The 12,263-nt window shown below is 74.1% G+C and carries 11 protein-coding genes; 5 read left to right on the forward strand and 6 right to left on the reverse strand.

The features are described 5' to 3' along the window. Positions 1-27: 27 nt before the first annotated feature. From ACWDVG_RS23850 to ACWDVG_RS23860, 3 genes are read right to left on the reverse strand one after another with little or no spacing between them, the layout of a single operon-like run. The gene (locus ACWDVG_RS23850) at positions 28-1,461 is read right to left on the reverse strand and encodes an alanine racemase (RefSeq protein WP_451701602.1); all 1,434 of its coding nucleotides are present in this window, start codon (positions 1,459-1,461) and stop codon (positions 28-30) included. Further along, complete coding sequence (locus tag ACWDVG_RS23855; protein ID WP_451701604.1) at positions 1,452-2,468, reverse strand: ornithine cyclodeaminase family protein; 1,017 nt, start codon at positions 2,466-2,468, stop codon at positions 1,452-1,454. Before ACWDVG_RS23855 ends, ACWDVG_RS23850 begins: the two co-directional genes overlap by 10 nt. A 41-nt stretch (positions 2,469-2,509) precedes the next feature. Then, complete coding sequence (locus ACWDVG_RS23860) at positions 2,510-3,505, reverse strand: TauD/TfdA family dioxygenase (protein ID WP_451701606.1); 996 nt, start codon at positions 3,503-3,505, stop codon at positions 2,510-2,512. Between the two features lie 343 nt (positions 3,506-3,848). Between ACWDVG_RS23860 and ACWDVG_RS23865 the strand changes: the two genes are divergently transcribed. The 5 genes from ACWDVG_RS23865 to ACWDVG_RS23885 all read left to right on the forward strand — a co-directional run bounded on the left by ACWDVG_RS23865 (position 3,849) and on the right by ACWDVG_RS23885 (position 9,507). Beyond that, a complete protein-coding gene (locus tag ACWDVG_RS23865; protein WP_451701609.1) occupies positions 3,849-5,408 on the forward strand; it encodes an ABC transporter substrate-binding protein in 1,560 nt (519 codons plus the stop codon). Beyond that, complete coding sequence (locus ACWDVG_RS23870) at positions 5,393-6,424, forward strand: ABC transporter permease (protein ID WP_451701610.1); 1,032 nt, start codon at positions 5,393-5,395, stop codon at positions 6,422-6,424. Before ACWDVG_RS23865 ends, ACWDVG_RS23870 begins: the two co-directional genes overlap by 16 nt. Then, complete coding sequence (locus tag ACWDVG_RS23875; RefSeq protein ID WP_451701612.1) at positions 6,421-7,296, forward strand: ABC transporter permease; 876 nt, start codon at positions 6,421-6,423, stop codon at positions 7,294-7,296. The genes ACWDVG_RS23870 and ACWDVG_RS23875 overlap by 4 nt, the downstream gene beginning before the upstream one ends. A 5-nt stretch (positions 7,297-7,301) precedes the next feature. Then, a complete protein-coding gene (locus ACWDVG_RS23880) occupies positions 7,302-8,822 on the forward strand; it encodes an ABC transporter ATP-binding protein (protein WP_451701672.1) in 1,521 nt (506 codons plus the stop codon). Between the two features lie 109 nt (positions 8,823-8,931). Then, positions 8,932-9,507 (forward strand): DM13 domain-containing protein, encoded by a 576-nt coding sequence (locus tag ACWDVG_RS23885; protein WP_451701614.1) that lies wholly within the window; start codon positions 8,932-8,934, stop codon positions 9,505-9,507. Here ACWDVG_RS23885 and ACWDVG_RS23890 read toward each other — a convergent pair. From ACWDVG_RS23890 to ACWDVG_RS23900, 3 genes are all read right to left on the reverse strand, one after another. Further along, a complete protein-coding gene (locus ACWDVG_RS23890) occupies positions 9,498-10,304 on the reverse strand; it encodes an MBL fold metallo-hydrolase (protein ID WP_451701617.1) in 807 nt (268 codons plus the stop codon). The two genes, ACWDVG_RS23885 and ACWDVG_RS23890, sit on opposite strands and share 10 nt — an antisense overlap. A 74-nt stretch (positions 10,305-10,378) precedes the next feature. After that, complete coding sequence (locus tag ACWDVG_RS23895) at positions 10,379-11,356, reverse strand: GlxA family transcriptional regulator (protein WP_451701619.1); 978 nt, start codon at positions 11,354-11,356, stop codon at positions 10,379-10,381. A gap of 116 nt (positions 11,357-11,472) precedes the next feature. Continuing rightward, positions 11,473-12,201, reverse strand: a complete 729-nt coding sequence (locus ACWDVG_RS23900; RefSeq protein WP_451701621.1) for a class I SAM-dependent methyltransferase — start codon at positions 12,199-12,201, stop codon at positions 11,473-11,475. Positions 12,202-12,263 lie beyond the last annotated feature (62 nt).

Consider the following 12,263-nt stretch of genomic DNA (forward strand, 5'->3'; position numbering starts at 1 on the left):
GGGGCTCCAGGGTGAGGGAAGGGGCGTTCACAGGGGCGGGCGGCGGTCCAGCCGCCAGCGGGCGCGTCCGCCCGCGTCCTCGACGACGACCTTGGGAGGCAGGGGGATGTCGTGGAAGGGCGACTCGTTGGAGTCCATCTGGTACCCGGCGGTGTTGGGGTAGACCAGCAGGTCGCCGGGGCGGGGCCGGACGGGGAAGGCCACCTTGCGCCAGGTCACCATGTCCGACTCCAGGCAGCTCGCCCCGCCGACGCACGCGCGCGTGGGCGCGGAGCCGGGCGCGCCGTCGGCCCGCTCCTCCCGCTCGCCCCGCTCCTCCCGCTCGCCCCGCTCCTCCCGCTCGCCCCGCTCCTCCCGCTCGTCCCTGAGCAGGACCGGATCGGGCAGGTACTCGCTGTTGAACCACTGCTCGGACATGCTGAGGCTGGTGCCGTCCACGGTGAGGATCGCGTACCCGTCCCGGTCCTTGACGCCACGGACCCGGAACGCGGTGCAGCCCGCCCGGTCGAGGAGCGCCCGGCCCGGTTCCATCAGGAGCATCACCCCGGCCTCGCGCAGCCGCTCCGCGAGCGGGGCGCCGTCCCCGGAGGGCCGGGCGGTGAGGATCGCGCGGAGCGCGCCCGCCCCGGCGACGGGCGAGTGGTACGGGTAGAAGTCGTCGGCCGTGAAGGACTTGTCCGCGTGGTAGTCGGCGGGGCCCTGTTCGGCGAGGAACCGCTCCCAGGCCGCGGCCGGCGCGTAGTCCACGGCGAAGCCGCCGCCGATGCTGATCCGGTCGGCCTGCAGGCCCATCGTCCGCGCCTTGAGGCACAGGTCGACGAGTTCGCCCGCCAGGTCGGCGCGCGGCTGCGGGGCGTAGCCGGACAGGTGGAAGGAGAACCCCTCCATGCGGACGGCGTCGGCGGCGCCCGCGCACCGCTCCAGGGCCGTGGCGAGGGCCGTGTCGTCGAAGCCGAAGCGGCTGTGCGGCTGGGTGGGCGGGAGGCGGCGCAGGAGCAGCCGGGCCGGGCGGCCGAGGGAGTCCGCGAGGGCGACGAGGCGGTCCAGTTCGTCCAGGGCGTCGACGGCGATCAGACAGCCGTGCAGGACGGCGATCCGCAGCAGCTCGTCGGCCTTGGCGGGTCCGGTCACCACGGTGTTCTCGCCGCGGACGCCGTGCCCGAGGGCCTCGCGCAGCTCGCCGAGCGAGGCGACGTCGACGCCGGTGCCGGTCACGGCGCACCGCTCGATCCAGGCGGCCGCCTTGTTGGCCTTCTTCGCGAAGTAGACCCGTCCCTCGACGCCGTACTCCCCGAGGGTGGCGCGGAACGCGGCGACGTTGGCGTCGAAGCGTTCGGGCAGCAGGAGGTGGAACGGCCCGCCGAGGGCGTGCGCGAGGTCGTGCGGCAGGTCGCCGCTCAGGAGGGTGTCGAGCAGCGGGTCGGGGTGGACCGGCAGGCTCGGCGGGGGCGTCACTGCCACAGCGGCACCCGCGTTCCGCGGCCCTGGGCGAGGGCGAGCTGCGCGAAGCGGTGGCCGAGCGCGATGTCGGTGACGACGAGCCCGCTGTTGTACGCGAAGATCCCCTGGTGGTCGTCGGTGCGGCCGGCCGCGCGGCCCGCCAGGACCTCGGGGAACTCGGCGTCCACCGCGGGCAGTTCGCCGTGGGCGTCGACCATGTCGGTGCCGGTGACCTTCATCTGGGCGGCGCTCGTGGCGATGACCCGGTCGGCGCGGTGGAGCGTGGAGGGCGCGATGCCGTGGCCGACGAGGATGCGGAGCGCGGCGGGCTTCAGCCAGTCGGCCTCGACCTCGGCCGGGGTGTTCGGTCCCGCGGTCGCCACGACGACGTCGGCGGCGCCCGCGGCCGCCCGCAGGTCGTCGACGATCTCGACCTCGCGGTCCGGGAAGTGGGCGTGGAGCTGCTCGCGTACCGCGCGTATGCCGTCGGGGTGGGTGCCGTAGACCATCAGCCGGTCCAGTTGCGGCAGGGTGGTGAGGAGGAACGGCAGGGCGAGGCGGCCCTGGGTGCCGGTGCCGATGACCAGCGCGCTGCCGCTGCCGGGGGCGGCCAGTTCGCGGGCGAGCAGGGCGGAGACGGCGGGGGTGCGCAGGGAGCCGATGCGGCCGCAGTCCATCATGGCCACGGGCAGGCCGGTCACGTCGTCGTAGATCGTGAGCGCGGTGTAGTAGTGCTGCTTGTCGCGCTCCTCGTGCAGGCCGTGCTTGTACGAGGTCTTGATCGCGACCACGTTGCGCACGCCGTCGCGGCCGAGCATCGCGTACGAGACGGAGTGGCCGTCGGCGGGTTTGACGGTCAGCTTGCGCGGGTTGTCGGACTGTCCGTCGGCGAGCGTGCGGTAGGCCTGCTCGACGACGTCGACGACGTCGGTCAGGGTGATGTCGATGCCCGCGATGTCGCTGGTGCTGAGCACGCACAGGCTCTTGTCGTCGGCGGGCGCGGGTGCCTCGGTGTGGGCGTCGGTCATGGGGTTCCCCCTTCGTCCGGTGGTGGGAAGGCGCGGGCGGGTCACGCGTACGCCTGGATGGCGGCCTGGCCGAAACCGTGCTCGTGGGCCTCGGCGGCCGGGCGGGTGCGGCGGCCGGGTACGCGGACGGAGGCGCGCTTCAGCCAGCGGTCGGTGCCGTCGTAGCGGGCCCGGAACGGGACGCGGCCGTGGACGACGAGGTCGTTGTCGACGACCAGGACGTCGCCGGGCTCCAGGCTGACGGCCACGGAGACGCGGGCGAGTTCGTCCTCCAGCCGGGCGTAGGCGGCGCGGTGTGCGGGCACGGCCTGGTCGAGCGGGGTGTAGGCCGGGTCGAAGCGCAGGGTGGGGCCGTCCTCGGACTGCCAGAGGGTGGGGACCTTCGGGGGCGTGCCGTCGAAGTCCTTGGCCTCGGCGTAGGCGTCGTCGGGCAGGATGGGCAGCTCGGGGCGCGACAGGAGGGCCACGTCCTCCGGCGCCAGGCGCACCTTGCGGATGCTGGCGGCGGTGGTGGCGACGCGGTCGTGGTTGCGCATGCAGCCGAGCATCAGCAGGTGGGCGCGGCCGGGGTGGAAGGCGTCCTCGGTGTGCGGGCTGAGCAGGGTGGAGCTGCTGGCTCCGGTCTGTTCCCGCTCGTGGCCGGGGCTGGGCACGATGTTGTGCACGAACCGGCCCTCCTGCTGGCCGGCCCAGGCGAGGGGGTTGCCCATCACGGTGGCGAGCAGCAGCAACAGCACGTCCCACTCCGCGCCGTCGTCGCCCGCGGCGGCCCAGCTCAGGGGAGTGGCGCCGATCGCCGTGTCGTCGAGGGGCAGACCCCGCAGGACGAAGAGGCCGTCGTCGGTGTCGACCGGGCGGCAGTGGTGGCGAATCGTTTCGCTCAGGCCGTTCGCCGTCTCGGCGACCCTCTCCAGGAGCCGTGGTCCGGTCGCCGATCCTCCGCACTCGTCGAGGATCTGCCGTGCGGCGTGGGTGAGTTCGTCGATCGCGTCCGGACCTAAGGTCCGGACCGGGGCGGGTGCGGGCGCCGGGGTCATGGGCAGGGGTCTTCCGTTTCCGTTGCGGTGCGATGAGGGTCGTCAGGCGGAAAAGGGATGCAAAGGGTGGAAGTCGGTGGAAGGCGGGTCAGTGCCGTGCCGACAGCAGAAGGAACGTAGCAGCGCACTTTAGGTAAGGCAATCCTTACTTGACGTAACTCCCGTGCGTGCAGCGGCTGCTGATCAAGTGTTAAACAACCTGGTCGGGACCAATGTCGAGAACGAAGCGGACATTCCGCCCGGTGGGGGGTCGTCCCCTTGTCGCGACCGCGACTTTTAGGGTAGGCACACCTAAGTGGGAATGGATCCCGGACGTGCGACGAGCAAGGGCAAGGACGGACGCGTGGAACTGAATCGACGTCAACTGCTGTGCGCCACAGGCGCGATCGGCACGGCAGCGCTGCTCGCCGCCTGCGGAGCGGACAGCGACACGTCGTCCCCGGACACCGCCAGGAACGGCACCGGCAAGCCCAGGCCCGGCGGCACCCTCCGCGTCGGCGCACTCGGCCGGGCCAACGCCATCACCCGTGACCCGCACGGCAGTCAGGCCAACGAGAGCGACTACCTCATCCTCTCGCTGGTCTACGACACCCTCACCGTCCCCGGCGCCAAGCCCAACACCCTGCCCCGCCTCGCGTCCGCCTGGACCTCCTCGGACGACCTGAGGACCTGGCGCTTCACCCTCGCCAAGGGCGCGACCTTCCACGACGGCACCCCCGTCACCGCCGAGGACGTCGTCTTCTCGCTCCGCCGGCTCCGGGGCACCCCCTCCGGCGCCTCCCGCCTGCCCGGCATCAAGGCCGAGAACATCAAGGCCGAGGGCCCCGGCACCGTCGTCCTCGTCTCCGACTACGCCAACGCCGAACTCCCGTTGCTCCTGCGCCTGACCACCTTCGTCGTCAAGAAGGGCACGACCGACAAGGACATCGAGAAGGCGCCCGGCACCGGACCCTTCAAGCTGGAGTGGTTCCGCGGCGGCAACGCCCGCCTCGTCCGCAACGACGACTGGTACGGCGGCAAGGTCCTCCTCGACGCCGTCGAGGTCAAGATCTTCGAGTCCCCGCAGGCCATGGCGAACGCCCTCCTCGCCGGCCAGATCGACCTCGCCTCCAACGTCGGCGCCGTCGCCGCCCGCACCGCCGAGTCCCGCAAGGACGTCCAGGTCGTCCGCCGCCCCAACGACATGGCCATGCCCCTCGTCATGCGCACCGCGCCCGGATCCCCCTTCGCCGACCCGAAGGTCCGCGAGGCGCTCCGCCTCGCCGTGGACCGCGAGGCCATGGTCAAGCAGGTGCTCTCCGGCTACGGCACCGTCGCCAACGACATCCTCGGCACCGGCGACCCCGGCTACGCCAAGGACATCCCGCAGCGCACCCGCGACCTCGCCAAGGCCAAGTCGCTGCTCCGGCAGGCCGACTTCGACTTCTCGAAGACCTACGAGCTCATGACCACCGAGGACGTCCCCGGCCTCGCCGAGACGGCCACGCTCTTCGCCACCCAGGTCCGCGAGGCCGACGTCAAGGTCAAGGTGGTCAAGCAGGAGTCGAGCGCCTTCTGGGACAAGACCTGGCTCAAGGGCGACCTCTACACCACCTACTGGGGCACCAACGACTCCGTCGTCTTCTTCGCCAGCAAGGTCCTCGTCTCCGAGAGCGGCACCAACGAGTCCGCCTGGCAGAACCCCGCCTTCGACACCGCCTACCGCACGGCCATGGCCACCAAGGACCCGGCGGCCCGCGCCACGCTCCTCCGCCAGGTCCAGCAGCTCCAGCACGACGCCTCCGGCTACCTGCTGTGGGGCATGGCCGACGGCATCGACCTCGCCGCCGCCCCCGTCCAGGGCCTGCCCACCCTCCCCGGCTACGGCCGGGTCCAGCTCGAGCGGGCATGGCTGAACCGCTGACGGACACCGCCGCGCGGCCCGGTGCCGGGAAGGCCGGAGGGAAGACCTCCTTGCCGTCCCGGCCCCGGCCGTTCGCGGCTGTCCGCCTCCTCGCCCTCCTCGGGCTCCTCGCCCGCCGAGCCCTGCTCCTCGCCGTCCTCCTCGCCACCCTCTTCGCCGCCGTCGAGCTGCTGCCCGGCGACGCGGCGACGGCCACCTCCGAACGCGGCGACAGCGCCGCCGACGTCGCCGAACGACGCGCGCTCCTCGGCCTCGACCGGCCGGTCGCGGAACGGTTCGCCGACTGGATGACCGGCCTGCCCACCGGCGACCTGGGCACGTCTGCGCGCGGCGAGCCGGTCGCCGACCTGCTGGCCCGCCCCTTCCCCAACACCCTGCTGCTCGGCGGCCTCGCCCTGCTCGTCACGCTCGTCGCCTCACTGGCGCTCGGCGGCTGGGCCGCGCTCAGGCCCGGCGGCCGGACCGACCGGGCGATCTCCGGCAGCGCGACGGCCGTCCTCGCCCTGCCCGAGTTCGTCGTCGGCGTCGCCCTCGTCCTCGTCTTCGCCCAGTGGCTGGAGTGGCTGCCCGCCGTCACCCTCGCCGACAGCGACGGCGCGCCCGCCTCCTGGCAGATGCTCGTCCTGCCGGTCGTCGCCCTCTCGATCCCGCAGATCGGCTGGAACACCCGGATCGTACGGGCCGCCCTCGCCGACGAGGCCGAGGCACCGCACGTGGAGACCGCCGTCCTCGACGGGCTCCCGCGCCACCGCGTCCTCCTCCACCACGTGCTGCCCGGCGCGCTCCCCGCCATCGCCGCCGGACTCGCCACCTCGACCGGCATGCTGCTCGGCGGAGCCGTCGTCGTGGAGACCATCTTCAACTACCCCGGGCTCGGCGCCGTGCTCGCCGGAGCCGTCACCGACCGCGACGGCCCCCTCATCGCCGGAGTCGTCGCCGTCACCGGAGCCGTCATCACCTGCGTGCTCCTCCTCGCCGACCTCGTACGGGCCAGGGCATCCGGAGGACGCCTGTGACCACCGCACCCCCCGCACCCGCCACACCTCCCGCGACGCCCGCGCCCGCCACGCGGCGGGGCCGCTCCCGGCGGGGCACCTTCCTGCGCACCCTCCCCGCGCTCCTCCTGGTCCTCCTCGCCGTCGCCGGGCCGTGGCTCGCCCCGCACGCCATCGACGCCCCGGTCACCGCCCCCTACGCGGAGGCGGGCACCGGGGCGCTCCTCGGCGGCGACCAGCTCGGGCGCGACGTGGGCAGCCGCCTGCTCGCCGGCGGGCGCGAACTCATCGCCACCTCGCTCGTCGTCGCCGCGCTCGTCACCGCGACCGCCGCCGTCCTCGGCACGGTCGCGGCACTGCGCCCCCGGGCCGGCCGGGTCGTCGACCGCGCCGCCGACGTCCTCATGCTGCTGCCGCCCGTCCTCGGAATCCTGCTGATCGCCCTGTCCTGGCCGGACGGCGGACGGGTCGCGCTGATCGCCGCCGCGTACGTGATGGGCGTGCCCTACGCGGTACGGCTCGTGGCGGCGGCCGCCGCGCCGATCGTGGCCTCCGGGTACGTCGAGGCCGCGGCCGCGGGCGGCGAACGCCTCGGCCACCTCGTCGCCCGCGAGGTGCTGCCCAACCTGCGGGCCACGCTCCTCGCCCTGTTCGGGCTCCGGTTCGTCGCCGCCGTGTACGTCGTCGCCACGGCCGGCTTCCTCCAGGTCGGGCCCCAGCCACCGGCCGCCGACTGGGCCCTGATGATCCGCGAGAACTCCGGCGGCATCCTCCTCAACCCCTGGGCCGTGCTGGCCCCGAGCATCGCCATCGGCCTGCTGGCCATGAGCGTCAACCTGGCCGCGTCGGCGCTCGTCCCGCCCGGCGGCCGCAAGGCGGTGACCGCGCTGTGAACCACATGCCCCGCTGGTACCCCGAGCAGCGCACACCCGACGGCGGCCCCGCGGTGCGCGTGCACGGCCTGACCGTCACCGGCGGCGACGGCCGGATCCTCCTGGCGGACGCCGGCCTCGCGCTCCACCCGGGCCGGGTCGTCGCCCTCACCGGCCCGTCCGGCTGCGGCAAGACGACCCTGCTGCGGGCCGTCGCCGGCGTCCTGCCGCCGGGCGCACGACGCACGGCGGGCGAGATCGACGTCCTCGGCCACGACCCCTTCGCCCTGCCCGACGCCGAGGTACGGGCGCTGCGCCGCCACCGCCTCGCCTACGTCGGCCAGGACCCCGGCTCCGGCCTCAACCCCCGGATGAAGGTCCGCCGTCTGCTCGGCGAGGTCGCCGTGGACCGCAGCCCGGAGGCGCTGCGCGCGCTCCTCGCCGAGGTGCGGCTCCCCGCCGACGGGGACCTCGCCGACCGCCGCCCCGGCGCCCTCTCCGGCGGCCAGCAGCGCCGCGTCGCCCTCGCCCGGGCCCTGGCCCGCCGCCCCGCCGTCCTGCTCCTCGACGAACCCACCGCGGGCCTCGACGCACGCGTCCGCGACGAGATCGGGGAGCTCCTGCGGCACCTGGCGGAGCAGCACCGGATCGCCGTCGCCCTGTCCTGCCACGACGCGGACCTCGTCACCCGGCTCGCCGACGAGGTCGTGGAACTGCGCCCCCGGATCCGTACCGCCGCCCCCGCCCCGCCCGCCCCCCGCTCCTCCCGCCCGGCGCCGGACGACAAGCCCGCGGTCCTGACGGTCACCGGGCTCACCGCCGCCTTCGCGCACCGCGGGCGCAGCGTCCAGGCCCTGCACGGCGTCGACCTCACGCTGCCCGCGGGCGGCAGCCTCGGCGTCGTCGGCGCGTCGGGCTCCGGCAAGACCACCCTGATGCGCACGGTCGTCGGCCTCCACCGCGCGACCGGCGGCTCCGTCGCGCTCGACGGCACGGTGCTGCCCGCCTCCGCGACCCGGCGCAGCCGCGAGCAGCGCCGTGCGATCCAGCTCATCCCGCAGAACCCCCTGGGCACCCTCAACCCCAGCCGTACCGTCGGCGCGGCGATAGGCCGCCCGCTCACCCTGCACCGCCGCGTCCCGCGCGGGCAGACGGGCGAACGCGTCCTGGAGCTGCTCGCACAGGTCGGCCTCCCCGCCGACTTCGCGGCCCGCTACCCGCACGAACTCTCCGGCGGCCAGCGGCAGCGCGCCTCCATCGCCCGGGCCCTCGCCGCCGACCCGGCCGTCCTCGTCTGCGACGAGGTGACCTCCGCGCTCGACCACGACACGGCCGAGTCGGTCATGAACCTGCTCGCCGACCTCCGCGACCGGAGCGGCCTCGCCCTGGTCCTCATCAGCCACGACCTGCGCCTGGTGGAGAGCCGTACCGACACCCTGCTCGTCCTGGCGGAGGGCCGTGCGGTCGAACAGGGCCCGACCGCACGGCTGTTCAACGACCCCGGCCACCCGGTGACCGCCTCCCTGCTGGGGGTCGCGGCACGGTGACGCGGCGGTGGGCCGCCGACGGCTGTGCGCCGACGGCTGTGCGACGGCGGGCCGGATCGACTTGAATGGCGGACGAGGAAACGGACAGTCGACATGGAGGAGGGGCGTCGTGGGGCGCATCACGAGGAAGCGGCGGTGGGCCGCGGTGGCCGTCACCGGTCTGGTCGTGGCGGTGGCGGGGCTGGTGTGGTTCAAGCCGTGGGCGCTCTGGGTGGACGAGACGGTCCACGAGGCGCTGCCGACGGCGACCGCGACGGCGACCGGCACGGGGACGGGGGCGGGGACCGAGGCCGGGGCCGGGACCCCGGCTCCGACGGGCACGCCGTCCGGCCCGGTGACCGTGGCGCGGGGCAGCTTCATCAGCCACGAGCACGCCACGACCGGCACGGTGAAGGTCGTCCGCCTCGCCGACGGCACCCACACGCTCCGCCTCGAAGGCCTGGACACCAGCAACGGCCCCGACCTGCGCGTCTGGCTGAGCGACGCGCCCGTGAAGGAGGGCAGGGCCGGCTGGGGCGTCTTCGACGACGGGAAGTACGTCGACCTCGCCGGGCTGAAGGGCAACAAGGGCGACCAGAACTACCCGCTGCCCGCCGACGTCGACTGGTCGGCGTACCGCAGCGTCAGCATCTGGTGCGACCGGTTCGACGTCTCCTTCGGTGCCGCCGCGCTCGCTCAGGCCTGACGGCGGGCGGGGAGCCGCCCCGCCGCTTCGAGGCGGGAGAGCCGCTCGTGCTCCTTCTCGGCCCAGCGGCGGACCCGGTCGGGCGCCAGGGGCGTGCCGTGGCCGACGTGGAGTGCGGTCGGGTTCAGGGCGAGCATCCGGCGCAGGCTGGCGAGGTTGTCCAGCGGGTCGTCGTGGAACGGCGGGTTGGCCGGGCGGCCCCGGACGAGGCCGAAGAAGGAGTTGGCGATCAGGTCGCCCGCGACGAGGTCCCCCTGGTCGGTGAGGACGGAGACCGATCCGGGGGTGTGACCGGGGGTGGGCATGATGCGCGCAGCGACCCCGAAGTCCGCCAGGTCGGTCTCGCCGCTCACGACGACGCCGGGCTCGAACGGCTCCACCCGCAGGTGCAGCTTCCTGCTCCTGGCCATGAGGCGGCCCATCGGGCCGGTGGGCAGGTACGGTTCGCGGGCCCGCCCGGACCGGTAGGGGCCGAGGTCGGCGACGTGGCCCGCCACGGGAGCCCCGGTGAGGCGGTGCAGTTCGGCGGCTGCGCCGAAGTGGTCGATGTGGCCGTGGGTGAGGACGATCAGCGACACGTCGGCGGGGTCGACCCCGAGGGCGGCGATCCGGTCGTGGATCTTCCGCCCGCTACCGGGTACGCCCGCGTCGACGATCACCGGGCGTCGGCCCAGCAGCAGATACGCGTTGATGTGGTGCCGCCCCATGACGGGCAGCGGGACGACCTTGGTCGCGGACGAAGAGGACGAAGAGGACGAGGAGGAGGAGTTCGGGGAAGGGTTCGGGGACGAGGGCATGGTGCGGGGCTCCCTGGTGGGTGTGCGGTGCCGCGGCGGTCCGCGCGCGGACGGGGGGCGCAGTGCGGCGGCGATCAGCGGAAGCGGCGCCGGTACTCGGCGGGGGTGGTCCCGAGGCGCCGCCGGAAGGCGCGGTGCAGGCTCTCTACGGAGCCGAGGCCGCTGAGCGCGGCGACGTCCGGCAGGCCGAGGGCGCTCTCCTGGAGCAGCCGCCGGGCGGCCTCCAGGCGTACGGACTCGACGTACGTGGCAGGCGTGGTGCCGGTGTGCTCGCGGAAGATCCGCGAGAAGTGACGCACGCTCAGGTGGAGGCGTGCGGCCAGGACGTCCGCCCCCAGGTCCTCGGTGAGGTGCTCGCCGATCCACCGGCACAGGTCGTCCAGCCGGTCGCCCGGCGCCGTCGGCAGCGCGAGCGGGGCACTGAACTGGCTCTGGCCACCGGCGCGTTTGACGTACATGACCATCGTCCGGGCGGTGGCGAGGGCGCGTTCGGGGCCGTGGTCCTCGGTGACCATGGCGAGTGCCATGTCCATCCCGGCGGCGATGCCGGCGCAGGTCCACAGCCGGCCCTCGCGGAGGAAGATCGGGTCCGGGTCGACGGTGACCGCCGGATGGTCGGCGGCGAGGCGCGCGGCCGTACGCCAGTGGGTCGTGGCGGTGCGGCCGTCCAGCAGGCCCGCCGCCGCCAGCAGGTGGGCTCCCGAGCAGACGGACCCCAGGCGGCGGACCCCCGGGGCCGCCCGGCGGAGCCAGTCGACGACCTCGTCGTCGAGCACCGGCTCCACCTCGCGGTCGTGCACGCGGACGGCGCCCGACACGAGCAGGGTGTCCACGTCGCCCGGCACCTCGTCCAACGTGAGGTCGGCCATCAGCCGGATTCCGGCGGCCGTGGTCACCGGCTCGCCGCGGGGCGTCGCGACGCGGACGGTGTAACCGGGGCGACCGCTGCCGGCGACCCGCGTCGCGACCGAGAACACCTCGGCCGGACCGGTCACGTTGAGCAGCTCGACGCCGGGGAAGGCCGCGACGACGACTCTGTGCGGTGGGGGCATGCGCCGATCATGTCGCGCCACCCCGGGGTCCGCAATGACCAGGTTCTGTCAGATCCGGCCATGCCCGCGGTGTTCCGCGGGCGCGGTCCGGGCCCCCGGGAACTTCCCGCGGCGCGTCACAGCGGCGGACGCCGGAAGAGCCCGGTGTTCAGCAGCGACACACCGAAGAGCGGGGAGTCCGGCGACCGGTGCCTCATGGGACGCAGCTCGACCTCGGCGAGGGCGGGGAAGAGACCGCGCAGGTCGTCGAGGGTGTAGGCCAGTCCGCCGGCCAGGCTGCGCGTACGGTAGAACTCCTCGTCGGGAAGTTTCGAGCCCGTAGCCCCCGACGCGAAGCACGCCAGCGCGAAGTGGCCGCCGGGGGCGAGCGCCCGTTCCAGCAGGGCCAGGTAGCTGACGCGGCGGTGCGGCGGCAGGTGGTGCAGGCAGCCGGAGTCGTAGATCAGGTCGTAGTGTCCGGCCGGCAGGTCGACGGTGAAGATGTCACCGCAGTGGAAGCGGACGTCCACGCCGGCCTCGCGGGCCCGCTCCTGGCCCCAGACCACCGCCGTACGGGACAGGTCGACCGCGTCCACCTCGAAGCCGTGCGCGGCGAGGAAGACGGCGTTGCGCCCCGGCCCGCAGCCCAGGTCCAGGGCCCGCCCGGGCGCGACGAGGCCGCGTTCCAGGTACGAGGCCAGGTTCTCGTCCGGCTTGTCGACGAAGAACGGGATGTCCCGGGCACGGTTGGCGTAGAACTCGTCCCACCAGTCACAGGATCCGTCCGTCCAGCGGTCCGTCTCCGCGGTGAACAGCCGGTCCAGCATGCGCAGGACGTCCTCCACGGTGCGGATGTCACGGGTCACTGCGGTTTCCTCCTCTCGGTCACGCCCTGCGAGCGGCGTGACGCGTCGGTGTCCCGCCGTCG

Source organism: Streptomyces sp. NPDC003327, assembly GCF_053589515.1.